A 21831-nucleotide genomic window follows, 5' to 3' on the forward strand; every position below is an offset into this window, starting at 1 on the left:
GAAAACCGGACGTTCAGTGCGAACTGAGAATCTTTTTTACCCCGCTCGCACTCGGGGCGTGTATGCGGGAGACGCTTGCCGAGTGGCGGCCGGCCGTAGACGAGGCGATTGCCGACCTCGTGCCGCGGGAGATCGACACCGACTACCTCGAGTCGTTCTTCGGCGAGCCAACGTACGAGTACGATCCAGACGGCATCCAGCGGGCACTGTCGGATCCGCTCTGGGACTTGCTCGACCGAGGTGGGAAACGATGGCGTGCAGTGCTCTTTCTGGTCTTCATCGAGGGCTTCGGTGAAGACCCGACCGAGTACATGCCTTACGCCTGTATCCCCGAGATTTTGCACAACGGGACCATCATCGTCGACGACGTCGAGGATCAGGCGGCAAAGCGCCGCGGGGAACCGGCCCTGCACCACATCTACGGGCGCGACGTCGCGCTGAACGCCGGCAACGCACTCTACTTCCTGCCGCTGAAGCTTCTGCGGGAGAACCCCGGCGACCTGCCGGCCGAGCAGCAGTTGGCAGCCTACGAGATGCTGATGGACGAACTCAACCGGACTCACCTCGGTCAGGGGATGGACATCTGCTGGCACAACGAACGTGAAGTCCGCATCACCCCGGCGCAGTATCTCGAGATGTGTGCCTGCAAAACCGGCTGTCTCGGCCGCATCGTCGCCCGCCTCGCGGCGATCATCACCGACCAGCCCGCACACGTCGAGGAGGCCGTCGCGACCTACGCCGAACTCACCGCGGTTGCCTTCCAGATCGGCGACGACATCTTAGACGTCGAGAACTCTCTCGGCCGCGCCGGCGAGTTCGGCAAGGAGTTCGGCAACGACGTTCGCGAGGGGAAAAAGACCCTGCTCGTCATCCACGCAATCGAGGAGAGCGAACCCGCGAAGGCGGCGCGACTCCAGGAAATTCTGGAAGCCGAGACGAACACCGACGAGGAAGTCCTCGAGGCACTCTCGATTCTCGAGGAAGCTGGCAGCATCGAGTACGCCCGTGAACGGGCACTCGACCTCGCCGCCGAAGCCCGCGCAGAAATCGCTGGACTCGAGTTGAACGCGGAGACGACCGAACAGCTACACACGTTTACAGAGTTTGTGGTTGACCGAGACGAATAAGTGAGAGTCACCGACGAGTCTCCGTTCTCTTACTCCCCGGACTGCAACCGCTTCGTCGTCTGCACCAGCGGATGGCGCGCGTAGTCGACCACGTCGATATCCTCGAGTGACTCGAGTCCCTCCTTCGCAGCGGTCTCTGCCATGCCGAGTGCGATCTCGTTCTCGACGACGATCACGTAGGCGTCCATCGCGTCGATCCCCAGACGGTCGGCCGCGAGCACGCGGTGGTGACCGTCCGCTAGTAACAGCGTGCCGTCGTTGTCGATGACGACCAGCGGCTCTGCCAGCCCGCGCTCGAGTTCGTACTTGCGGCCCTCGAGTTCGTCCGCGTAGACGCGCCCTTGCGTCGGTGTCAGTTGATCGATCGCGACGGTGCGACGTTCTTGTTCCAGACTTACGCTGTGGATCTGCTCGAGCGTGCGGACCAGTTTGCCGACCTTTTCGGGCGTTGCACGTTCGATCTGGCTGCGGATTACGTCGGCGTTCGAGATAATGCCGACGAGGTTGCCCGCGTCGTCGACGACGGGGAGTTTCTGAATCCCGGAGCGGAGGATAACGCGGGCAGCGTCGTTCACCTTCATTTCCGGGTGTGCGACCAGCAGATCGGTGGTCATCACTTTGAATATGGGGTCGTCGTCGCCAGCCAGTAGCAGATCGCGAGCGCTGATGAATCCCTCCACTCGGCGGCGGTCACAGACCGGAAAACCGCTGTGTTCTTCGCTTTCTGCGATTCGCTCGGCAACCGCGCCGACGGTCGAATCCGGCGAGACAGTCACCACGTCGCGGGTCATATACTCTTTGACCTGGGGTTTGGTCCGTTCCGACGCGAGTTCCATACACAGAACGTACCGCGCCCGTCCGCAAAAGTACTGTTACTGGTGATCGTCGGCTCTGTTCTCAGACCCAGTCGCGTATGCCTCTCGATCCGCGGCGATGGCTTCCCACTCGTCTTCCTCTGCGAACAACCACCGACTCGTTCGGCTATAGGTACCGACCGGAACACCCGGTCGCGTCCGAATCGCCTCGAAGAACCGATCCGTGATCACGTCCTCGGCGACGCCAACGATTGATTCGACCTCGTCTTCGTCGTCGAGTCTGCCGAGAATCCCGACCTCGAGTTGCGCGCCGGCCATATCGGCGTGGCCGCCCGCACTCCCGATCTGGTCGAAACCGTCCCGCAAGGTCTCGCCGAGATCTACGTCGTTCGACCGCGACCGCGCGGAGAGAAACGCCATCTCGTCTCTGAACCCGAAGACGAGCGTCGTGTCGATCCCCTCCATCGCGAGGAGTTGATCCGCCGCCTGCGGCAGCGCATCTCGGTTCCCGATCCGACCAACGCTTGCGACCGCGACCGAATCGTGCTGGACGCGATTCTTGATCGCGCGGGCGATCGTCTCGAGTGTCTCGCCTTCGACAGTCGGCTGTTCGATCTGACGCAAGACGGTGGTGTCAACGTGCGGGTACAGCGTCGACGCCGCTTCGAAATCCGCAGGCGACACCTCGCGCGTGAAATCGTTCGTGTCGATTCGGATACCATAGAGGAGTGCGGTCGCCGTCGACGACTCGAACGAGAGGTTGAACCGGTCGATGTACTCTGTCAGGATGGTGCTCGTCGCGCCGGCTTGCTCGCGCAACTCGACGAAATCGCTCGGCACGGGTCCGCGTGGTGGGTGGTGATCGATGACGATATCGACGTGGCGATCCTCCGACAGTTGGTCGTTGACACCGGGTCGTGAGTGATCAACCAGCGCAATCGATCCGTAGGCATCGAGACTTTCGCCGGGTGAGAGATTCCGCAGTGAGAGATCGAGCAGGTTGACCATCGCCCGATTCTCCTGGTGGGAAATATCGCCGAAGTAGCAGGCGTCGGCTGCAACGCCGACCGACTCGGCGATATCCGTCAGCGCAACGGCACTCGCGATTGCGTCCGGGTCCGGGTTGTCGTGCATCACGACTGCAAGCGGCCCCTCAATCGTCAGCAACTGCTGATAGAGGCCGATCGCTCGCGAGGCCGTCGCCGTCGCGGTCTCCTCGAGTACGTGTTCGGCGAACGCACTTGCCGCATCGACAGTGTGGTCTGCGAGGTCGGTAAAGCGATTCCTGTCTGCCATCGTCGGGTTGCCGCCCATGTAGGCCGTGATCGATGCATCGGGGAACGCAGCGGCAGCCATCTCGAGTGCCTGTCGGTTGACGTCGGTTCGGTCGCTGCCGACGAAGACGATGTCGGGCGTGTCGATGGTGTCGAGCGTACCGAGATCAGTCGGATCGCCGCGGCGGGCGGGGATGCTCTCGTCGCGAAGGGTTTCGGCGACGCTCTCGTCGGCGGTGATGACGAGGAGTCGGCCCTCTTCGTCGCGCTCCGTGAGTCCCTCGGCGACGGCGCGGCCGACGGTTCCGCACCCGAGGACGAGCCGGAAAACCATGTATCGCGGCTTGCAACCCAGAGGGGTAAAAACTACCGGGTCTCGCCGGCGGTATGAGTGGGGTATCGCTGGCGAATTGCTCACCGATAGGACTCGGAGTGGTGGTGTGAGACGAGAAGAGGACCGCTCAGAACAAATCAAACAGAACGAATACCGTTCGCGCCGGTCGGACGCGAGCTCAGGCGAGCATCGCAGTCGCCGCGTCGACGGCCGTGTCGGCAACCGGGCCGAACAGCGGCAGCAGTGCGAGCGTCATGACGGCTGCGACGACGATTGCCGCGTACAGCCCCACAGGCTGTGCGAGTGCGTCGCGCTCGGTGACTGGCTCTTCGATCCAGACTGCCTTGACCAGCCGCGTGTAGTAGTACAGCGAGAGTGCGCTGTTGATCACCAGTGCGGCGGCGACGACGAGCAGACCGGCTTCGAGCGCGCCGGTGAACAGGAAGTACTTGCTCCAGAAGCCACCGAGCGGCGGGATACCCGCGAGACTGAACATGAATATCGCGAGCGCGAAACAGGCGACCGGAGCGCGTCGGCCAAGCCCGTTGTAATCTTCGAAGGTGCGGCCGACGCCCCAGTACTCCGCCAGGGCGACGAACAGGAACGCACCGGTGTTCATGAAGCCGTAGACGAACAGGTGCATCATCGCCGCACCCATGACGAGTTCGCCACCGCCAGCGGAGATGCCGGCGAGACCGATCAGCGCGTAGCCTGCGTGGCCGATCGAGGAGTACGCCAGCATCCGCTTGACGTTGTTCTGCGTCGCGGCGGCGAAGTTCCCGAGCGTCATCGTGACGATTGCGAGGATGACGAACGCGAGCGTCCAGTCGACACCGATTGCGCTCGCTGTATCAGCGACTGGGAACGCCTCCGTGAAGACGCGGAACGCGATCACGAAGCCAGCGGCCTTCGAAGCCGAGGACAGGAACGCTGCGATCGGGGCCGGCGCACCCTCGTAGGCCTCTGGTGCCCAGAAGTGGAACGGCACGCTCGCCGTCTTGAACGCGAAGCCACCGATGAGCATCAGGATACCGAGGCCGAGCAGTCCGCCGTACGGATCTGCGTCTCCAGCCTCGACGACCTCTGCAATGTTCGTGAGCTGTAGGTGACCCGTCGCACCGTACACCAGCGAGATTCCGTATACGAAGATCGCCGACGACAGCGCACCGATCAGGAAGTACTTCAGCCCTCCCTCGACGCTGCCGCGGTTATCCTTCAGGATCGACACCAGCGCGTAGGACGGCAGGCTCGCCAACTCGAGTGCGATGAAGATCGTCACCAGGCTGTTGGCGGCGGCCATGAACGACATGCCGGTCGCCGCGAGCAGGACGAGCGAGTAGTACTCGGCCTGGTAGGTGTGGTCCTCCATGTAATCGTAGCTCGCGACTGCCACGAGCGCCGTGACGACGGCGACGATGATCATGAAGAACAGCGCGAGCTGGTCGACGACGAACTGGTCGCCCAGCACGTCGATGACACCGCGACCGCCGTCGATCGTCGGCGTGCCGACGCCGGCCAAGATGTACCAGACGGCGACACCGAGCGAGACGATCGAACCGGCGGCCGTCGTCCCGGCGAGCAGCCCGCTGTTACGCGAGTCCGGCGAGATGCTGTCGACGATGAACAGTACCATCGCCGTCAAGGCAAGCACCAGTGCCGGCGCGAGTGCGGTCCAGGCGGGCAGTTCGAACAGTGCCATTACAGTTCACCTCCGGTCTCCAGGATCGGATCGACTGCGTCCGTAATCATTTCGAAGATCAGCTCTGGTGCGACGCCGAGCAGGATGATGAGTCCTAGCAGCACGAACATCGGTGCGATGTCGTGCAGCGGGGCGCGGTCGACGTCGTAGTCCGTTTCCAGGTGGTACGGCCCGAAGACCGTCCGCTGGAGCGCAAAGAGCAGGTAGCCCGCGACGATCACGATACCGAACATCGCGAGGGCGGTGAACACCTGCGAGTAGGCGAGTCCCTCGGCACCGAACGCGCCGAAGAAGATCGTGAACTCGCCGAAGAAGCCGCTCATCAGCGGTAGTCCCATGTAGCCAAAGGCACCGGCGACGAGGATGCCGACGGCGACTGGCATGCGGTCTGCCATCCCGGACATGTCCGTGACCATCCGGGTGTGGGTGGCGTTGTAGATGACGCCGACTGCCATGAACATCAGTCCGGAGATCAGGCCGTGGCTGACCATCTGGAAGGTCGCGCCACCGACACCGAACTGAGTCAGGGCAATCAGACCGAGAATCACGTAGCCCATCGACGAAACGGAGGAGTACGCGACGATCCGTTTCAGGTCAGTCTGGGCCAACGCGAGCATCGCGCCGTAGATGACGCTGATCACGGCGATGGCCGCGATCGGGATCACGAACGGCTCGATGATCTCGGCTGGGAACATCGTGAAGTTGAATCGCAGCAGTGCGTAGGTCCCCATCTTCAGCAGGACGCCAGCCAGCAGCACCGACGCGGGCGTCGGTGCCTCGACGTGGGCGTCCGGCAACCACGTGTGGAACGGGACGATCGGGACCTTCACCGCGAACCCGAGGAACATCGCGACGAACACGAGCGAGGCGAGCGTCGTGCCGCCGATGCCGAGGAACCCGTCAGGGCCACCGTCGAGCATCGCGGCCGTCACGTCCGGCAGTGCGAACGTCGTCACGTCACCGAGCCCGAAGACGAGTGCGATGAACGCACCGAACATCACGAGCGAGGCGACGTTCGTGTAGACGAAGAACTTGATCGCCGCGTACTTCCGGCGTGGACCGCCCCAGATCCCGATCAGTAGGTACATCGGGATGAGGACAGCCTCCCAGAAGATGAACCAGACGAAGAAGTCCAGTGCGGCGAAGACGCCGATCAGGTTCGCCTCGATGAAGAGTACGAGTCCGTAGAACTGAGACTCACGCTCGTCGATCGGCGTCCACGAACTCACGATCGCGAGCGACGAAAGGATCGTCGTCAGGACGACGAGCGGCATGCTGATGCCGTCCAGACCGACGAGCCACGAGATCGAGTACTCGCCGAACTGGATCCACTCGAACTCCGAGGCGAACGCGAGTTCGCCGCCGAGTAGCGCGTTGCCACTGCCGTCGAACGCCGAGAACATCCACAGCGAGAGCGCTGCGGGGATCAGGCTGATTGCGAACGCCAGCTTCCCAGCGATGCGATTCGGCGCAACGAACGTTACGAACGCGCCGACCAGTGCGACTGCGATCAGTGCTTCGATCATCATAGGAACCACCCTCCAACGTAGCCGAGAACCAACAGTAAGCCGATGAAGCCGGCCACCAGCAGTGCTGCGTAGTTCGTCACGAGCCCCGTCTGAATCCGTTTCAGCCGGCTACTGCTGAACAGGCTGGCGGTCGAGACGCTGTTGACCACGCCGTCGATCACCGTCTGGTCGAACCGATCTGCAGCACGCGCAAGCGGCTGGGTGAACCCTTCGGCGAGCCAGACCTGGTACTCGTCCTGATAGTAGTTCGACTCGAGTGTCTGGCGTGCGCTGCCCAGGCGTTCTTTGTGTGCGACTGGCTCTGGAACGTTGTAGAGCTTCCAGGCGAGGCCGGCACCGGAGAACGCAAGCAGCAGGGAGACGCCGGCAGCGATCAGGACAGTGAGTTGTTCACCGCCAATGTAGGCGGTTTCGAACGCGAGCAACTCGCCGTAGGCGCTGTAGGTCAGCCCCTCGACGGCACCGTACTCGCCGTCGAGCCAGTGTTCTAAGAACACAATGTCGATCTGTGCGAGCTTTGCGACGGGTGCGAGGTTCGCAATCCCGGCAACAAGTGCGAGGACACCGAGAACGATCAACGGGGCCTTCATCGACCAGCCGATATCGTGTGGGTCCTCCGCGGCTTCCGAGCGGGGTTCACCGTGGAAGGTCAGGAAGACCATCCGGAAGGTGTAGAAGCCGGTAAAGAAGACGGCGACGAGCGCCATCGCGTAGGCTGCGAGGATGATCGGCTCTTCGATGCCGATAATGAGCGCATCGTACAGAATTTCGTCCTTGGACCAGAAGCCCGAGAACGGGATAATGCCCGCGAGTGCGAGTGCGCCCGCGAGGAACGTGTAGTAGGTGATGGGTGCCTTGTCCTTGAGGCCGCCCATCTTCCACATGTCCTGTTCGTGGTGCATGAGGACGATGACGGCACCGGCACCGAGGAACAGCAGCGCCTTGAAGAAGGCGTGGTTCATCAGGTGGAAGACCCCGGCGACGTAGCCGCCGACACCGAGGCCGAGCATCATGTAGCCGTACTGGCTGATCGTCGAGTACGCCAGCACCTGCTTGATGTCGTCTTTGACGACGCCCATCGTCGCGGCAAAGAGCGCGGTGAAGCCACCGACGAACGCGATGATCGCGAGCGCGGTGGGCGACAGTGCGTAGTAGCCAAACATCCGGGCGACGAGATAGACACCCGCTGCGACCATCGTCGCCGCGTGAATCAGTGCGGAGACGGTGGTCGGACCCTCCATCGCGTCGGGAAGCCAAGTGTGCAGTGGGAACTGTGCGGACTTCCCGATGACACCGCCAAGCACCAGGAGTGCGGTGATCGTCACCCAGGTTTCGGCACCGAAGCCGAACAGGGTGTCACCGTTGTCGATTGCTGTTTCAGCGGCCGTGACGAACGAGTTATCGCCGGCGAAGGCGACCGTGCCGAACGTCGCGGCGATGGCGACGACCCCGAGCAGGAAGAAGTAGTCACCAAAGCGGGTGACGAGGAACGCCTTCTTCGCGGCCGATGGTGCCGAGCGCGTGCGGAACCAGAAACCGATCAGCAGGTACGAACAGAGGCCCACGAGCTCGAAGAACATAAACGCCATCAGCAGGTTGTCCGCGTAGACGAACGCGAGCATGCTGAACGTGAAGAGACCGAGGCTGGCGTAGTACCGCGGCAGCCCGGTCTCGCCCTCGGCGTTCATGTAGCCGAGGCTGAAGATGTGGACCAGGAACGCGATCAGCGAGACGATGACGAGCATCAGCGCGGCGAGCGGATCGATCAGGATACCGAAGGTGAACTCGATCCCGTCGGCACCAATCTCGCTCGCGGCGTCACCGATCGCCCACTGATACAGCGTCTCGTGATACACTTCACCGCTCGCGACGGCCACGAGCATCAGCACGGAGAGCGCAAGCGAGCCCCCCGTCGCGATGATGCCCGCGAGCGCGCCCTTCTTCGGCATGTACTTGCCGAACGTCAGGGCGACGACGAACGCCACGAGTGGGAACAACGCGATCGCCGGCGCGTAGTTGAACACATCCTCCATCTTACCACCTCATCGTCGTTGGAACCGTGACATCGACGTCACGGAAGTTGCGGTACAGCAGCAGGATGATCCCGAGTCCGACGGCGACCTCGGCGGCCGCGAGGGCCATCGTGAACAGGGCAAAGACCTGTCCCGAGAGATTGCCGTGGTAGAACGCGAACGCGATCAGGTTGATGTTGGCCGCGTTCAGCATGAGCTCGACGGACATCAGGAACATCAGTGCGTTTCGACGCGTCAGGATTCCGAACAGGCCGATGGCGAACAGCGCCATCGACAGGAGGACGTAGTGTTCGACGCCGACTGTCATCGGTCGTCACCTCCCGTTTCTGTCTCCGTCGCTGTCTCGGTCTCGGTGTCGGTCTCGTCCGTGCTGACGGCTGCGGAGCCAGTATCGGACACACCGCCGTCAGTGGCGGCCGTCTGCTCGTCCTGGGCTGGGCCCGAAACCGGTCCGGGACCGTCCTGGGGGAGCGCCACGATCGGCTCACCGTTTTCCTCACGCTTTGCGAGGACGATCGCACCGTCGAGTGCGGCGTCAAGCGCGAGTGCGATCAGCAAGAACGCAGCGAGGAACGCTTCCGTGTTCGGGATCGATCCCGCTTCGGACTGAAGCGGGTCAAGGTCGAACATCGCATACCCCAGTTCGGACGTGATCGCAATTCCCTCGGGGAAGCCCTGCCCGTCACCAAAGCTTGTGTTGATGGCGATCAACGCCATCAGCCCGAACAGGGCGATTGCGAGCACACCCGGGACCAGCGTGCGGCCGAGTCGAAGCCGCGGTCTGGTCGTCATGTCTGTACCACCTCATCCGTCTCCGAATCCGTCTCGTCTGTTGCGCCCTTGTGCTGTGTCAGCATCACGGCGAACGTGATGAGGATGAGGACCCCGCCGACGTAGACGAGGACCTGCATCATGGCGACGAACTCTGCCGCCTGCATCACGAAGTGTACCGCAATGCTCATCAGCGCGACGCCAAGCATGAGCGCCGAGTGCCACGGGTCCTCGAGGAGGACCACACCCAGCCCGCTGGCGAGCGTGATGAACGCAAACAGCGTGAACGCGATCAGCTCGTATGTCATTGTTGTAATAGACTGCCCGTGCTCGGGGACGGGCGACCCAGACGGTTACTGGTAATCGACCTCCCCGTCTCCCTCGCCGATCCACGCGCCCCGGTCCGGTTCGCGCGACTCGAGCGGGTCGATATCCTTGTACCACGGTACCGATTTCAGCTGCTCCTTGTTGTAGACCAGATCGTGTTTCGTATCGCCGGTAAACTCGAAATTCTGGGTGAGCAGGATGGCGTCGACGGGACAGACTTCCTCACAGAGGCGACAGTAGATACACTGTCCGATGTGGAGGTTGTACTGCTCGCCGTTTCGCTTGTCGTCCATCACGATCTGAATCGTATCGTTCGGACAGACGTTCTCACACTGGCGACACCAGATACAGCGCTCCTGGCTGAACTTGTGGACGCCGCGGAACCGCGGCGAGACATCTGGTGCTGCCGTTGGATACTCGACCGTGAACGTCGAGCCGTCCAGTGCGTGTTTCATCGTCGTTGCCATCGATTTGAGTACGCCGATCATGCAATCACCCCTACAATTGCCGCAGTGAGTCCGAGATTCGCAAAGGAGAGGACGAGTAGTCCCTTCCAGCCAATCTCGATGAGTTGGTCGATCCGCACACGTGGCACCGCAGAGCGGAGCCACTGGGTCAGGAAGAACACACCCCAGATCTTGAGGGTGAACCAGAGAATACCGAGCTCGTCCGGCCCTGGTCCGGCGGGTCCGCCGAGGAAGATCGTCGCGATGATCGCACCGCCAAGGAAGATGTGCAGGAACTCGCCCAGATAGACGAGCACGAAGTAAACCGAGGAGTACTCGGTCTGATACCCTGCAATGAGCTCTGCCGGCGCTTCGGGCATGTCGAACGGATTCCGCCCGACTTCCGCGAAGTTCGCGATCAAGAATAGGACGAATGCGAACGGGTTCACCAGCGCGAACCACGCTGGCACCGCCCACTCGAGTCCGGGGATCGTGAACAGCGTTGTCTCGTTCTGGACGGCGACGATCTCGCTCATCTGCAGCGACCCCGCAAACAGGACGACCGACATCCCGGTCACGACGAGCGGGATTTCGTACGCAACGTTCTGTGCAACCGCACGCAGACCGCCGAGCAGCGAGTACTTGTTACCCGATGCGTAGCCGGCCATCACCAGACCGATCGAAGCGATGCCAGCGACGGCGAAGACGAACGCCAGGCCGACCTCGGGGTCAGCGAGGTGGATTCCGCTGCCCATCGGGATGACGGCGAAGCCGAGCATCGCTGAGCCTGCGATCACGATCGGTGCGAGGTCGTAGGCCGGTCGATCGACGTTCTCCGGAATGATGTTCTCCTTCGAGAGGAGGCGAACCGAGTCAGCGATGATGATCCCGATTCCGCCGGGACCGAGGTGGTTAACCGCAATCCGGTCCGTGAAGGAGGCGGTGATCTTCCGTTTCGCCCACGGTCCGGCAACACCGGTCATCGCGAGGATGAAGTTCCCGACGATGAACGCGGCGACGAACGTCGCGAACAACTCGCCGGCGAGGCCGAACTGGCCCAGACCGGTGAGCTCCGTGATGTGCTCGGGGAGCAACACCGGGTCGCCGCCGTTTTGCAGCGGAAACAGGCTCGGACTGGCCGTCGCCCCGCTCATCGATCCACCTCCCCGAGAACGATGTCCAAGCTGCCCAGCGAGGCGATCAGGTCAGGGATGTACTCCCCTTCGGACATCTCTTCTAAGGCCTGCAGGTTCGAGAAGCACGGACTCCGGATCTTGAATCGACCGGGCTTGTCCGAGCCGTCCGAGCGGATGTAGATGCCGAGTTCGCCCTTTGCTCCCTCGACGGCGCGGTAGATTTCGGTGCCGGCATCCGGCTTCAGCGTGCGCGGGACGTTCGCCTGTACGTCGCGCTCGTCTTCCGGCCAGTCCTCGAGGAGGTCGAGACACTGCTCAATGATCTTCGCGGATTCCTCGACCTCCTCCATCCGACAGAGGACGCGCGCGTAGTTGTCAGCACCATCGCGTGTGATGACGTCCCAGTCGAGCTGTTCGTAGTAGCCGTACGGATCGTCACGGCGCAGGTCGTAGTCGACGCCGGAGCCACGTGCGACGGGCCCGGTACAGCCGTAATCCTTGGCGACCTCGGGCTCCAGCACGCCGGTGTCGATACAGCGGGTCTGGAAGATTTCGTTGCCCGTAATGAGGTCGTTGTATTCGGCGACCTTGGCCGGAAGCTCGTTGAGGAACTCACGGGTCAGCTCGAAGAACTCCTCGCGTGGTTCAGGCAGGTCCCAGGCAACGCCGCCGACGCGGAAGTAGTTGAACATCATCCGCTGGCCCGTCAGATCCTCCAGAATGTCCTGAATGACCTCCCGGTCGCGGAACGTGTACATGAACGTCGCGGTGAACTCGCCGTAGACGTCGAGTGCGAACGTCCCGAGCGCGAGCATGTGCGAGGCGATTCGGCACAGCTCCGCACCCATCGTCCGGATGATCTGTGCATACTCGGGAACCTCGATGTCCGCAAGGTCCTCGATCGCACGCGCGTACGCCCACTCGTTCAGTAGGCCCGCCGAGACGTAGTCCCAGCGGTCCGGGTAGGGCATTATCTGGTGACGGTAGGTGCCCTGCTCGCACATCTGCTCCTCACAGCGGTGGAGGTAGCCGATGTCCGGCTCGACGTCGGCGACCGTCTCGCCGTCCAACACCGTCTTGACGTGGAGCACGCCGTGGGTCGCCGGGTGGTGTGGTCCGATGTTCAGGAACATCGTATCCGACTCGGCGTCGCGGTGATCCGGCTGAATCGGGTTCTGGTGCTCCGTGAGCGTGACGAGCTGCGGTTTCTCCTGATCGTAGTCCTTCGAGAGGGGGTGGCCCTGCCACGTCTCCGGCAGGAGAATCCGTCGCAGATCTGGGTGGTCGTCGTACTCGATGCCGACCAGATCGTACGCCTCTCGCTCGTGCCAGTCAGCCGTCCGGAACACCGGCTCGGCACTCTGGCTGACTGGGTCGTCGACCGTCGTCGGAACGACGATGCTGACCTCGTCTGTCGGGTCAGCGAACTTCTTCATGTGATAGATCGACTCGTATCGATCCTCGTACTGCTGGGCTGTAACACACGAGAGGTGGTCGTAGCCGGCCTCGTCGCGAAGATCCGAGAGCACGCTCTGGACGTCGTTCGGGTTGATGACGAAGCCCGGCGCGTTCAGGTGATCGTCGCGCGCGATGGCGCGCTCGCCGAGCAGGGACTCGAGTTCGTCTTCAGTAGTCCCGGTTTCAGCTGCCGTGAGCTCTGCCTCGGGCTCCGTTTCGGGTTCGGTTCCCGTGCTCATGGTGAATCAGCCCAGTTGTAGCGCATGACGAGGTCGTCCTCGTCGATCTCGTGTGCGAGTTTCTGTACGAGTTCGTCCTTTTCGAGGTCGCCGAACTCCTCGAGTTCGTACGGTTTGACGACGACGGACGAGGACTCGCCGTTCTTGATTCGCTCCTGGAGTTTGAGGACGCCGTAGAGCAGCGCCTCCGGTCGCGGTGGGCAACCGGGGACGTGAATGTCGATGGGGATGATCTCCTCGGCACCCTTGACGACGTTGTACCCCTCCTGGAACGGGCCGCCGGAGATCGTACAGGAGCCCATGCCGACGACGAACTTCGGTTCGGGCATCTGGTCGTAGACGCGCTTCATGCGCGGGCCGAACTTGGAGACGATCGTTCCGGGGACGATCATCACGTCGGCCTGTCGCGGCGAGGCGCGGGGGACGCCGGCCCCGAATCGGTCCAGGTCGTGTTTGATCGCGTACGTGTGCATCATCTCGATGCTGCAGCAGGCGATCCCGAACTGGAGCATGAACATCGAGTTCCCGCGAACCCAGTTCATGAACTCGTCGAACTTCGTGAGGATGAACGGCGACGCGCCGAACGCCTCGCGAAGCTTGGAGTTGAAGCGGTCGTCGACACCCTCGCCGATTCGGGCGTCGCGGGTGTCCGTCGACGGCGCTGTGCTGTCGTAGATCGTTTGTCGTGGTTCGTCGCTACTCATGGTCGGTTATGCTCGGATTCTACCTGACGAGGTGTCTGTGCCCACTGGACCGCACCCTTTCGCCACGCCCACGCGAGTCCGACGAGGAGGATCGTGACGAAAAGCACCATTGGGCCGAGGATCTCGAGCAGCGAGACGGCGTCCGATTCGACGGCATCCAGGTACACGACCGCCCACGGAAACAGAAGGACGGTTTCGATATCGAAGATGAGGAACAGAAGCGCAACCATGTAGTACTGGATGTTGAACCGGACGCGCGTGTCGCCGGTCGGGATCTCGCCACTCTCGTAGGTGGCACGTTTGCTCGTTTCGGGTACACTCGGGCGCAGAAGGTACGATACCGCCATCATACCGAGCGGTATCAGTACTCCCACGAGTGCAAGCGCCCCGATCGCTATCCAATCGTTCATCTCCGTAACGTTCGGGAGTTTAAACCGCATGCACATAAGGGTTGATTGTTCGTTTTCCGGCCCAAGACGGGCCAAATAGAGAGATCAGCCATAAACTATCCGGCCGAATAATTGCCGTAGACTCGCCGTACGCGTTCCCGGCGGAACGTACCGCTATGCAGGAGCTCCATCGTCCGAATAAGTGGTGAAAAATAGTGATGGTCGCGCCATGGGCTGTCCGGCTGCACGAGGGGAGTGGACCGCCGGCGCATCTGCGCGACGATAGTACTCCGCTTCCTCCTCTTCTACTCCGCTTCCTCCTCTTCTACTCCGGCTACTCCGACTCGCCGCGCTCGCGGAAAGCCGGCGTTCCGTTGTCGTGTAACTCGCGCGAAACGGCACCGACACCGTCGCGCAGTTCCTCGTGGTAAGCCACAAGTCGGTTACGGACCTCGTCGTGCTGACGTGCGAGGATCTGCGCTGCCGAGAGCGCGGCGTTGAAGGATTTGCCGGCGTCGACGGCGACCAGCGGCGCACCCGCCGGCATCCCGATCACGCTGTCGACGGATTTCTCCTGAACTGGAACGCCGATCACGGGGAGCGGGTACGCGACCGACGCCGTCATATTCGGTAGATCCGCGGACTTCCCGCCGGCACCCGCAATGATAAGCTCTAGTCCGCGCTCCTCTGCCGTCTCTGCGTAGGCCGTCATCAAATCGGGTGTTCGGTGAGCCGAGGTGACGTACGTCTCGAACGTGAATCGCTCGTCCGGTGGGCGCTCGTAATCGGTCTGCTCGGCAAATCCGAGTTCGTCGACGAAGGCGTCGTACGCGCCGGGGCGCTTCCCGCCGGTCATCATCGTTTCGAGGTCGGAATCGCTGCCCATCACGATTCCAACGTCTGGTGTTTCGGCGTCGGGCCGGTCCTGGTCGGCCTCGGCGTGCAGTCGATCGATCAGCTCGGAAACGGTCTCGCTCATAGGTGACAGTTCTCTCACTCCGACGTGAACGTGACGGACTCCTCGAGTTCCCGAGCGGCCGCCAGCAGCTCGTCAGTCGTCTCGTCCTTACGGCCCGACAGCGTGACGTGCCCCATCTTTCGCAGCGGACGGGCCTCGCGCTTGCCGTACCAGTGGAGGTTCGCACCCGGCGTCTCGAGGATCCGGTCAACGTTTCGCAGTGCAGCGGGCTGAGACTCCTCGACGTCGCCGAGCAGGTTCACCGACACCGTCGGCGACCGCAGCTCTGTGGCTGCGAGTGGCCAGCCGAGCACCGCGCGGGCGTGCTGTTCGAACTGCGAACTCTGTGCACCCTCGATCGTCCAGTGACCGGAGTTGTGCGGACGTGGTGCGATTTCGTTGAGCAGAATCTCCCCGTCCTGCTCTCGCGGGCTCCCCCCGCTCGAATCTTCCGAGGCGCTATGCGCCTCGCTCGTCTCAAAGAGTTCGATACCGTAGACGCCGCGACCCTCCATTACCTCGAGGACATCCGCAGCGACCTCACGAGCGCGCTCCTCGACAGCGTCGGCCGAGCCCGCCGGCACGACTGTCTCCCGCAGGATCTCGTCCTCGTGAATGTTCTCTCCGATCGGGAACGTCGCGATTTCGTCGTCGCCCTTGACGGCGATCACCGAAATCTCGCGCTCGAAGTCGACGAACGCCTCGACCATCGCCGGCCCGGCGACGGACTCGAGTGCATCCTCGGCCTCGTCGGCTGACTCGACAGGGACGTTGCCGCGGCCGTCGTAGCCGCCGGTACGCGCCTTGAGCATCACCGGCGCGCCGTAATCGTCGATCGCCGCGCGGATATCGTCGGCGTCCTCGACCGCCCGGAACGGCGGGACCGGAACGCCGGCGGACTCGAGTTCCTGCTTCTGGACCAGTTTGTCGTGGATCGTCTCGAGTGTCTCGGGTTTTGGATGGACTGGTGTGCCGGAGTCCTCGCTGACGCGCTCGAGGACGTCCTGGTCCGCGAGTTCGATTTCGAACGTGAGCACGTCGGCGCGAGCAGCGAGTTCGCGAATGCCCGCCTCGTCGTCGAAGCCGGCGACGATCTGGTCGCGGGCGACGGGAGCCGCGGGGCAGTCGGCCGTGGGGTCGAGGACGATGACCTCGACGCCCAGTGGCGAGGCTGCTTCGGCGAGCATGCGCCCGAGCTGTCCACCACCGACGACGCCGATCGTTGGACCTGGCGTCTGTAAGGTCGTCATTGGCGGGTGTTGCGTGTGATTCCGCTTAAGAATTGGCAATCGGGGATCAGAACCGGTGTCGTCATCGAGATGGTCTCTCGACACCCCAATATAATTCGAGCCCGAAAAAGAAGGTATTTTGTATGTGATGTTAGAACAGTAATATGTGGTCGCTGAGGAATATCCGCCGGGGAGTCAATCCGACGAGACGACGTCAGCACGACGCGAGGCAACGCAGCCGATACTGGTAGTCGACGACTTGACGAAGACCTACGACATCGACGAAGAGACGACGACCGCGGTAGATGGCGTTTCGTTCACCGTCGACGAGGGAACCGTCGTCGGGCTGCTCGGCCCGAACGGCGCTGGCAAGACAACGACGATCAAGTTGCTGCTCGGGCTCGTTCGGCCGAGCAGTGGCACTGCACGAATTGGCGGGGTCGACGTGACCGAATCACCACCCGCCGTCTCACAGACGGTCGCCGCAATGCTCGAAGGGGCACGAAACGTCTACTGGCGGCTCACCGTTCGCGAGAACATTCGCTTTTTCGCACGACTTGGCGGCCAGCAGGCCGACGCCGACGAGATCGATCGGTTGATCGCACAGGTCGGCCTCCAGGGGCGAGCCGACGAACCGGTCAACGAACTCTCGCGAGGAATGAAACAGAAAGCCTCGCTGGCCTGTACGCTCGTTCGAGAGACACCCATCGTCGTTCTCGACGAACCGACGCTGGGTCTCGACGTCGAGAGTTCGTTCGAGCTTCGACAGGAACTCCGGCGACTGGCGACACAGGAGGAGCGGACGGTCCTCGTTTCGAGTCACGACATGCAGGTGATCGAAGCGCTGTGTGACCGGGTTATCATTCTGAACGAGGGGGACATCCTGGCCGACGAGACGGTCGAGAACCTCTTGAGTCTGTTTCAGACGCGGTCCGTTCGTGTGACCGTCGAGGGCCAGTTGTCGAGTGCTATCCAGACGGAACTGACGGAACGATTCGGCGCGACAGCGTGGACACCCGCGGCGACGGAGACACTGCCACCCACCAGTTCGACGCCACTCGAGTCCAGGGAAACGAGTTCTACGAACTGACGGATGTGCTCCGGAACTCGGAGACGACCTTCGCCTCCGTCGACACGCTCGAACCGGACTTAGAGGATATTTTCTTGCGTATTATTGAGACCGAGACGGAACAGGAACAGGAACAGGAACAGGAACAGGAACAGGAACAGGAACAGGAACAGGAACAGGAACAGGAACAGGAACAGGAACAGGAACGGGAACAGGAACAGGAACGGGAACAGGAGCAAGTGCACACCGATGGCTAAGCATCACTTGCTCGTTGCCGCAGTCGTCGAGAAGCAACTCGTTCTCCTTAAGCGATACTGGTTCAACACGCTCTCGATGCTCCTGGGGATGTACGCTATGTTCGCGCTGGTGTTCTTCGGCGGCCAATCGCTCGGTGGCGCGGACGTCGAGAGCGCTCTCGATATCGTCGTGATCGGCTTTTTCCTCTTTCTCGCCGCCAGCGCTGCCTACTTCGACGTTGCGAACAGCGTCATGCGGGAAGCGCAGTGGGGAACGCTCGAACAGTTGTATCTCTCTCCCTACGGAATCGACCGCGTGCTGTGCGTCAAAGCGGTGTTCAACGTTGTCCTCAGTAGCGTCCTCGCGATCGCGTTCCTCGGGCTCATGTTGCTCACGACCAGTCGGACGCTCTCGGTCGACCTCCTCACTATCGTCCCACTTCTCGTCGTGACGATCCTGCCGGCGATCGGCATCGGCTACGTCGTCGCCGGCCTCTCGTTGCTGTACAAGCGAATCGAAAACGTCCAGCAACTGCTACAGTTCGGCTTCGCTGGGCTGATTGCCGCTCCGGGAGCCGTTCAGGGGCCCGTTCTGGCTCTCTTGCCGGTCAGTCCGGGGAGCGACCTCATCACGATCGCGATGACAGAGGGAACCAGACTCTGGGAGTTTCCGCCAGCTGAAATCGTCGTACTCGTCGTCAATAGCGTCGCCTATCTCGCCGTCGGCTACGTCGTCTTCAGCAGGTTCGTCGATCGAACTCGTGACCGTGGCGTGATGGGTCACTACTGATCGCCTAGACGCAGCGGGCTGTGACAGAACGGAGAGAGACGGGTACGCGTCAGCTGCGCTCGTGTACCTCGAGTACCTTACCCGCCGCAATCGTCTGGCCCATGTCCCGAATCGCGAAGCTTCCCAGTTCGGGAATATCGCCCGATGGCTCGATGCTGAGTGGCTTCTGCGGGCGAATCGTCACGACCGCAGCGTCACCCGACTGGATGTAGTCTGGGTCTTCGTCTGCGACCTCCCCACTCGAGGGATCCATCTTTCGGTCGATGGATTCGATCGTGCAGGCGACCTGTGCGGTGTGGGCGTGGAAGACCGGCGTGTACCCCGCGGTGATGACCGAGGGATGTTGCATGACGACGATCTGGGCCTGGAACGTTTCGGCGACGCTTGGCGGCTCGTCCGCCGGACCGCAGACGTCACCGCGGCGGATGTCGTCCTTGCCGATGCCGCGGACGTTGAAGCCGACGTTGTCGCCGGGTCTGGCCTCTGGAACCTCCTCGTGGTGCATCTCGATCGTCTTGACCTCGCCGCTGACGTCGCTCGGCTGGAACGAGACGGAGTCGCCGACGTTCATGATGCCGGTTTCGATGCGGCCGACGGGAACGGTGCCAATACCCGAAATCGTGTAGACGTCCTGAATCGGCAGCCGAAGTGGCGCGTCAGTCGGTGGTTCGGGCTCTGGCAGGTCGTTTAGTGCCTCGAGAAGGATCTCGCCGTCATACCAGTCCGTGTTCTCCGAGTGCTCGGCGACGTTGTCCCCCTCGAACGCCGAAACAGGAATGAACGAGGCGTCTTCGGTGTTGAACTGGACCTGGTTGAGCAGCTGCGTGACTTCGTCGACGACCTCATCGTACGTCGATTCCTTGTAGTCGACGATGTCCATCTTGTTGACGGCGACGATGAGTTCGTCGATGCCCAGCGTGCGTGCGAGGAAGACGTGTTCCTGCGTCTGCGGCGCGACGCCGTCGTCCGCTGCGACGACGAGGACAGCGTGATCAGCCTGGCTCGCGCCCGTAATCATGTTCTTCACGAAGTCGCGGTGGCCCGGCGTGTCGACGATAGTGAAGTCGTACGCGTCGGTCGAGAACTCCTGGTGGGCGATGTCGATGGTGACGCCGCGCTCGCGCTCCTCGGAGAGATTGTCCATGACGTAGGCGAACTCGAAGCCGCCTTTCCCCTTCTCCTCGGCCTCCTCGCGGTGCTGTTCGATGACGTGCTCGGGGACGCTCCCCGTCTCGTAGAGGAGTCGCCCGACGAGCGTGCTCTTGCCGTGGTCGACGTGGCCAATGATGGCCAGGTTCTGGTGTTGACTGGTGTCGCTCATAGTGATGTGTTCCCCTAGCAATGGTACTCGCGTTTGCGCCTAAACCCTTGTTCTCCCTGGGCTGAACCGTTCAACACTCACAATTGTCGCTACCGATGACTCGTCCGGGCCGGGTCGTCGTTCGCTCCGAGACCGCTTGCGCTCGTCCGGTGTATTCGCCAATAACGGTACCTCTTTTAGGCGCGCTCACCTCGGCTCGCGTATGACCACGCTCGGATTGGTGGTCGCGGAGTTCAACCGACCGATCACCGAGCAGATGGAGCAAGAGGCCAAAGCCACAGCGCAGGCTGCGGGTGCGACGATCTACGACACCGTTAGCGTCCCTGGTGTCTACGACGCCCCACTCGCGGCGGACCGACTCGCCCGACGGTCGGACGTCGACGCCGTCGCTGTCATCGGCACCGTCATCACCGGCGATACCAACCACGACCAGGTTATCACCGATGCGACCGCCCAGCAACTCGCAGACGTCAGTCTCGAGCGTGATACCCCGGTTACACTCGGCGTCACCGGCCCCGGTATGTCCGCGGCCGAAGCGCGCGAGCGCATCGAGAACGCGGGCAAGGCAGTCGAGGGCGCGATCGACCTCGTCGACGAACTGCCCGCAGCCGACCCGGATGCGACGGCCGACTAGCAAGCTCACCACGTACGACTCGCCACGTACACCCACAATCATAATCACAATCAACCCCAATCCAAACCCCAACCCATGACCATGGAATTCACCGACCGCGTAACCCGAGTCGAACCGTCAGCAACCCTCGCCATCTCCGCGCTCGCAACCGAACTCGAGCAGGAGGGCGCGGACGTCGTCGACCTCTCCGTCGGCGAACCTGACTTCCCGACGCCGCAGAACATCGTCGACGCCGGCCAGGACGCCATGGACGCCGGCCACACCGGCTACACCACCTCCGCCGGCATCCTCAAACTCCGCGAGGCCATCTCCGAGAAACTCGCAGCAGACGGCCTCGACCACGGCCCAGAAGAGATCATCGTCACCCCTGGCGCGAAGCAGGCGCTCTACGAAATCATCCAGGCACTCGTCCAGGACGGCGACGAAGTCGCGCTGCTCGACCCCGCGTGGGTCTCCTACGAAGCGATGGTCAAGATGGCCGGCGGCGACCTCACCCGCGTCGACCTCTCCGAGACGGAGTTCCAGCTCGAGCCCGCACTCGACGACCTCGAAGCCGCCGTCTCTGACGAGACCGAACTGCTGATCGTTAACTCGCCATCGAACCCGACCGGTGCCGTCTACACCGACGCCGCACTCGAGGGCGTCCGTGATCTGGCTGTCGAACACGACATCACGGTCATCTCGGACGAAATCTACAAGGAGATTACCTACGGCGTCGAACCGACGAGTCTCGGGACACTCGAGGGCATGGCCGAGCGCACGATCACCGTCAACGGCTTCTCGAAGGCCTACTCGATGACCGGCTGGCGGCTCGGTTACTTCGCTGGTCCCAAAGACCTGATCGACCAGGCCGGCAAACTCCACAGCCACTCGGTCTCCTCGGCTGTCAACTTCGTCCAGCACGCCGGTGTGGAAGCGCTAGAGAACACCGACGACGCAGTCGCCGACATGGTCGAGGCCTTCGGCGAGCGCCGCGAACTCGTCATCGACCTGCTCGACGACCACGGCGTCGACGTCGCAGTTCCGGACGGCGCGTTCTACATGATGCTCCCCGTAGCAGACGACGATCAGGCCTGGTGTGAAGGTGCGATCGAGGACGCCCACGTCGCAACGGTCCCCGGCAGCGCGTTCGGGACACCTGGCTACGCGCGAATCTCGTACGCCGCGAGCGAGGAGCGACTCGAGGAGGGTATCGAGCGGCTGGCTGAGGAAGGCTACCTGTAACGTACCGCTCACCGCTCGCGCCATTTGCTGCCGTTCGAACACTGCATAGTGGTGGTTCCTCGATTTTATACGTGATACCGCGGCCAAAC

The 21831-nt window shown here is 62.4% G+C and carries 22 protein-coding genes; 6 read left to right on the forward strand and 16 right to left on the reverse strand.

The genetic code is table 11. The annotated features are described in order from the left end of the window. Nucleotides 1–62: 62 nt before the first annotated feature. Nucleotides 63–1127, forward strand: coding sequence for a polyprenyl synthetase family protein (locus tag NMAG_RS15670; protein ID WP_004215995.1), 1065 nt, complete (start codon nt 63–65; stop codon nt 1125–1127). Nucleotides 1128–1156: 29 nt separating this feature from the next. Here the strand turns inward: NMAG_RS15670 and NMAG_RS15675 are convergent, their stop codons facing one another. From NMAG_RS15675 to NMAG_RS15745, 15 genes are all read right to left on the reverse strand, one after another. Then, complete coding sequence (locus NMAG_RS15675) at nt 1157–1963, reverse strand: CBS domain-containing protein (RefSeq protein WP_004215994.1); 807 nt, start codon at nt 1961–1963, stop codon at nt 1157–1159. 36 nt (nt 1964–1999) lie between these two features. Next, entirely contained in the window at nt 2000–3550 is a 1551-nt protein-coding gene (locus tag NMAG_RS15680) for a DHH family phosphoesterase (RefSeq protein WP_004215993.1), read from the reverse strand. 178 nt (nt 3551–3728) lie between these two features. Then, the gene (locus NMAG_RS15685; RefSeq protein WP_004215992.1) at nt 3729–5249 is read right to left on the reverse strand and encodes an NADH-quinone oxidoreductase subunit N; all 1521 of its coding nucleotides are present in this window, start codon (nt 5247–5249) and stop codon (nt 3729–3731) included. Further along, complete coding sequence (locus NMAG_RS15690) at nt 5249–6778, reverse strand: complex I subunit 4 family protein (RefSeq protein WP_004215991.1); 1530 nt, start codon at nt 6776–6778, stop codon at nt 5249–5251. Before NMAG_RS15690 ends, NMAG_RS15685 begins: the two co-directional genes overlap by 1 nt. After that, nucleotides 6775–8811: an NADH-quinone oxidoreductase subunit L gene (gene nuoL, locus NMAG_RS15695; RefSeq protein ID WP_004215989.1), complete on the reverse strand. Its 2037-nt coding sequence runs from the start codon at nt 8809–8811 to the stop codon at nt 6775–6777. Before nuoL ends, NMAG_RS15690 begins: the two co-directional genes overlap by 4 nt. Before the next feature lies 1 nt (nt 8812). After that, nucleotides 8813–9118 carry an NADH-quinone oxidoreductase subunit NuoK gene (gene nuoK / locus NMAG_RS15700; protein ID WP_004215987.1) on the reverse strand — a complete coding sequence of 102 codons (306 nt, stop codon included), beginning with the start codon at nt 9116–9118 and terminating at the stop codon, nt 8813–8815. Next, entirely contained in the window at nt 9115–9603 is a 489-nt protein-coding gene (locus NMAG_RS15705; protein ID WP_004215984.1) for a hypothetical protein, read from the reverse strand. Before NMAG_RS15705 ends, nuoK begins: the two co-directional genes overlap by 4 nt. Next, entirely contained in the window at nt 9600–9890 is a 291-nt protein-coding gene (locus NMAG_RS15710) for an NADH-quinone oxidoreductase subunit J (protein WP_004215983.1), read from the reverse strand. Before NMAG_RS15710 ends, NMAG_RS15705 begins: the two co-directional genes overlap by 4 nt. Nucleotides 9891–9935: 45 nt before the next feature. Continuing rightward, nucleotides 9936–10397: a NuoI/complex I 23 kDa subunit family protein gene (locus NMAG_RS15715; protein WP_004215981.1), complete on the reverse strand. Its 462-nt coding sequence runs from the start codon at nt 10395–10397 to the stop codon at nt 9936–9938. Further along, a complete protein-coding gene (locus NMAG_RS15720; protein WP_004215980.1) occupies nt 10394–11509 on the reverse strand; it encodes a complex I subunit 1/NuoH family protein in 1116 nt (371 codons plus the stop codon). The genes NMAG_RS15715 and NMAG_RS15720 overlap by 4 nt, the downstream gene beginning before the upstream one ends. Next, nucleotides 11506–13188 (reverse strand): NADH-quinone oxidoreductase subunit D, encoded by a 1683-nt coding sequence (locus NMAG_RS15725; RefSeq protein ID WP_004215979.1) that lies wholly within the window; start codon nt 13186–13188, stop codon nt 11506–11508. The genes NMAG_RS15720 and NMAG_RS15725 overlap by 4 nt, the downstream gene beginning before the upstream one ends. Then, on the reverse strand, nt 13185–13892 hold the full coding sequence (locus tag NMAG_RS15730; protein WP_004215978.1) for an NADH-quinone oxidoreductase subunit B: 708 nt from the start codon (nt 13890–13892) through the stop codon (nt 13185–13187). The genes NMAG_RS15725 and NMAG_RS15730 overlap by 4 nt, the downstream gene beginning before the upstream one ends. Next, nucleotides 13889–14302, reverse strand: coding sequence for an NADH-quinone oxidoreductase subunit A (locus NMAG_RS15735; protein ID WP_004215977.1), 414 nt, complete (start codon nt 14300–14302; stop codon nt 13889–13891). The genes NMAG_RS15730 and NMAG_RS15735 overlap by 4 nt, the downstream gene beginning before the upstream one ends. A 313-nt stretch (nt 14303–14615) precedes the next feature. Next, entirely contained in the window at nt 14616–15260 is a 645-nt protein-coding gene (locus tag NMAG_RS15740) for an AIR carboxylase family protein (protein ID WP_004215976.1), read from the reverse strand. Nucleotides 15261–15274: 14 nt separating this feature from the next. Then, nucleotides 15275–16489 carry a 5-(carboxyamino)imidazole ribonucleotide synthase gene (locus tag NMAG_RS15745; protein ID WP_004215975.1) on the reverse strand — a complete coding sequence of 405 codons (1215 nt, stop codon included), beginning with the start codon at nt 16487–16489 and terminating at the stop codon, nt 15275–15277. A gap of 145 nt (nt 16490–16634) precedes the next feature. On the opposite strand from NMAG_RS15745, the gene NMAG_RS15750 reads away from it, so the two are divergent. The 3 genes from NMAG_RS15750 to NMAG_RS15760 are packed head-to-tail and all read left to right on the forward strand — an operon-like array spanning nt 16635 to nt 18563. Beyond that, nucleotides 16635–17558, forward strand: a complete 924-nt coding sequence (locus NMAG_RS15750) for an ABC transporter ATP-binding protein (RefSeq protein WP_004215974.1) — start codon at nt 16635–16637, stop codon at nt 17556–17558. Between the two features lie 5 nt (nt 17559–17563). After that, a complete protein-coding gene (locus tag NMAG_RS15755) occupies nt 17564–17794 on the forward strand; it encodes a hypothetical protein (RefSeq protein WP_012996803.1) in 231 nt (76 codons plus the stop codon). Then, the gene (locus tag NMAG_RS15760; RefSeq protein ID WP_012996804.1) at nt 17787–18563 is read left to right on the forward strand and encodes an ABC transporter; all 777 of its coding nucleotides are present in this window, start codon (nt 17787–17789) and stop codon (nt 18561–18563) included. Before NMAG_RS15755 ends, NMAG_RS15760 begins: the two co-directional genes overlap by 8 nt. Nucleotides 18564–18612: 49 nt before the next feature. Here NMAG_RS15760 and tuf read toward each other — a convergent pair whose 3' ends face one another. Then, nucleotides 18613–19884 carry a translation elongation factor EF-1 subunit alpha gene (gene tuf, locus NMAG_RS15765; RefSeq protein WP_004215971.1) on the reverse strand — a complete coding sequence of 424 codons (1272 nt, stop codon included), beginning with the start codon at nt 19882–19884 and terminating at the stop codon, nt 18613–18615. Nucleotides 19885–20086: 202 nt separating this feature from the next. On the opposite strand from tuf, the gene ribH reads away from it, so the two are divergent. Both ribH and NMAG_RS15775 read left to right on the forward strand, forming a co-directional pair. Further along, nucleotides 20087–20518, forward strand: a complete 432-nt coding sequence (gene ribH / locus NMAG_RS15770) for a 6,7-dimethyl-8-ribityllumazine synthase (protein WP_004215970.1) — start codon at nt 20087–20089, stop codon at nt 20516–20518. Nucleotides 20519–20593: 75 nt separating this feature from the next. Continuing rightward, nucleotides 20594–21742: a pyridoxal phosphate-dependent aminotransferase gene (locus tag NMAG_RS15775; RefSeq protein ID WP_004215969.1), complete on the forward strand. Its 1149-nt coding sequence runs from the start codon at nt 20594–20596 to the stop codon at nt 21740–21742. The last annotated feature ends 89 nt before the right edge of the window (nt 21743–21831 follow it).

Source organism: Natrialba magadii ATCC 43099 (assembly GCF_000025625.1).
Lineage (GTDB): Archaea > Halobacteriota > Halobacteria > Halobacteriales > Natrialbaceae > Natrialba > Natrialba magadii.

Bases quoted from the DNA above. Each gene is read 5' to 3' on its own strand.
- NMAG_RS15670 (WP_004215995.1), top strand. From the start codon at position 63: ATGCGGGAGACGCTTGCCGAGTGGCGGCCGGCCGTAGACGAGGCGATT.
- NMAG_RS15675 (WP_004215994.1), bottom strand. From the start codon at position 1,963: ATGGAACTCGCGTCGGAACGGACCAAACCCCAGGTCAAAGAGTATATG.
- NMAG_RS15680 (WP_004215993.1), bottom strand. From the start codon at position 3,550: ATGGTTTTCCGGCTCGTCCTCGGGTGCGGAACCGTCGGCCGCGCCGTC.
- NMAG_RS15685 (WP_004215992.1), bottom strand. From the start codon at position 5,249: ATGGCACTGTTCGAACTGCCCGCCTGGACCGCACTCGCGCCGGCACTG.
- NMAG_RS15690 (WP_004215991.1), bottom strand. From the start codon at position 6,778: ATGATGATCGAAGCACTGATCGCAGTCGCACTGGTCGGCGCGTTCGTA.
- nuoL (WP_004215989.1), bottom strand. From the start codon at position 8,811: ATGGAGGATGTGTTCAACTACGCGCCGGCGATCGCGTTGTTCCCACTC.
- nuoK (WP_004215987.1), bottom strand. From the start codon at position 9,118: ATGACAGTCGGCGTCGAACACTACGTCCTCCTGTCGATGGCGCTGTTC.
- NMAG_RS15705 (WP_004215984.1), bottom strand. From the start codon at position 9,603: ATGACGACCAGACCGCGGCTTCGACTCGGCCGCACGCTGGTCCCGGGT.
- NMAG_RS15710 (WP_004215983.1), bottom strand. From the start codon at position 9,890: ATGACATACGAGCTGATCGCGTTCACGCTGTTTGCGTTCATCACGCTC.
- NMAG_RS15715 (WP_004215981.1), bottom strand. From the start codon at position 10,397: ATGATCGGCGTACTCAAATCGATGGCAACGACGATGAAACACGCACTG.
- NMAG_RS15720 (WP_004215980.1), bottom strand. From the start codon at position 11,509: ATGAGCGGGGCGACGGCCAGTCCGAGCCTGTTTCCGCTGCAAAACGGC.
- NMAG_RS15725 (WP_004215979.1), bottom strand. From the start codon at position 13,188: ATGAGCACGGGAACCGAACCCGAAACGGAGCCCGAGGCAGAGCTCACG.
- NMAG_RS15730 (WP_004215978.1), bottom strand. From the start codon at position 13,892: ATGAGTAGCGACGAACCACGACAAACGATCTACGACAGCACAGCGCCG.
- NMAG_RS15735 (WP_004215977.1), bottom strand. From the start codon at position 14,302: ATGAACGATTGGATAGCGATCGGGGCGCTTGCACTCGTGGGAGTACTG.
- NMAG_RS15740 (WP_004215976.1), bottom strand. From the start codon at position 15,260: ATGAGCGAGACCGTTTCCGAGCTGATCGATCGACTGCACGCCGAGGCC.
- NMAG_RS15745 (WP_004215975.1), bottom strand. From the start codon at position 16,489: ATGACGACCTTACAGACGCCAGGTCCAACGATCGGCGTCGTCGGTGGT.
- NMAG_RS15760 (WP_012996804.1), top strand. From the start codon at position 17,787: ATGGCTAAGCATCACTTGCTCGTTGCCGCAGTCGTCGAGAAGCAACTC.
- tuf (WP_004215971.1), bottom strand. From the start codon at position 19,884: ATGAGCGACACCAGTCAACACCAGAACCTGGCCATCATTGGCCACGTC.
- ribH (WP_004215970.1), top strand. From the start codon at position 20,087: ATGACCACGCTCGGATTGGTGGTCGCGGAGTTCAACCGACCGATCACC.
- NMAG_RS15775 (WP_004215969.1), top strand. From the start codon at position 20,594: ATGACCATGGAATTCACCGACCGCGTAACCCGAGTCGAACCGTCAGCA.